Here is an 864-nt window from a genome sequence, read left to right as displayed (position 1 = left end):
CGGGGCTTATGCACCACGGCCGCGTCGAGCTGGCCGGCGGAGACCAGGTCGATCAGCGTGGCGCTGAAGCCGTCCGCGACCGATACCTCCACATTCGGGTAGCGCGCGTTGAAGCGCACCAGCGACCCCACCAGCACGCTTTCCGTTTCCGACGCCACCATGCCGATGGAGATGCTGCCGGCCACCTGCTCTTCGCGTTGCATCAGTTGCTGCCGCGCATTGGCGAGGTCCCGCGTGATCGGCAGGAACAGCCGGTACATCATGCGGCCGGCGGCGGTCGGCACCATCCCGTGCGGGATGCGATCGAACAGCTTCTGCCCGAACTCTTCCTCCAGCTTGGCGATCTGCATGCTCAGCGCCGGCTGCACGATATTCAGCCGCTTGGCCGCGCGTGTGACGGAGCCATCTTCGAACAGCGCGATGAAGTACTGGATCTGTCTGAGGTCCATGCTAAGTGGGTCGATTCGGTATCAACGAATTTGTGTAACGGGACTGAGCGTATCAGCTTTTTTGCTGCGGCAGGCCTCGGAAAACCTGGCCGATATCTGGGGAAAACCCTTATCTTTCGCATGCGGTGAGGCCGCATGCGCCCACTAAGGACCGCCCTGTCTTGCATCATCAGAAGTGATGAACACAATCAAAAAACAATATTAGAACTAATACCATATTCTCACTAAGCTCCTGTTCAACGTTGCATGAACCGGCGGATTCGCCCACCGGGTCCGGCGCGCAGAACGGAGTCAGGAATGAGAACAAACGATGCTGGCGGCATGACCGGCACGACACAGGAGACACCGGCAGCGGGTGTTTGCCCCGCGCCGCGACACGCTTTCCCGTGCCGGCCCGCAATCCCCGCTAACCAGA

At 60.5% G+C, this 864-nt stretch carries 1 protein-coding gene; it reads right to left on the bottom strand.

The genetic code is table 11. The annotated features are described in order from the left end of the window. A partial coding sequence (locus ACGLHR_RS51905; protein WP_400103935.1) for a LysR family transcriptional regulator occupies positions 1 to 449 on the bottom strand: 449 nt, incomplete at its 3' end. Positions 450 to 864 lie beyond the last annotated feature (415 nt).

Source organism: Cupriavidus sp. CuC1, from assembly GCF_044627735.1.
Lineage (GTDB): Bacteria > Pseudomonadota > Gammaproteobacteria > Burkholderiales > Burkholderiaceae > Cupriavidus > Cupriavidus ulmosensis.
This window is presented reverse-complemented; position numbering and strand designations above follow the sequence as displayed.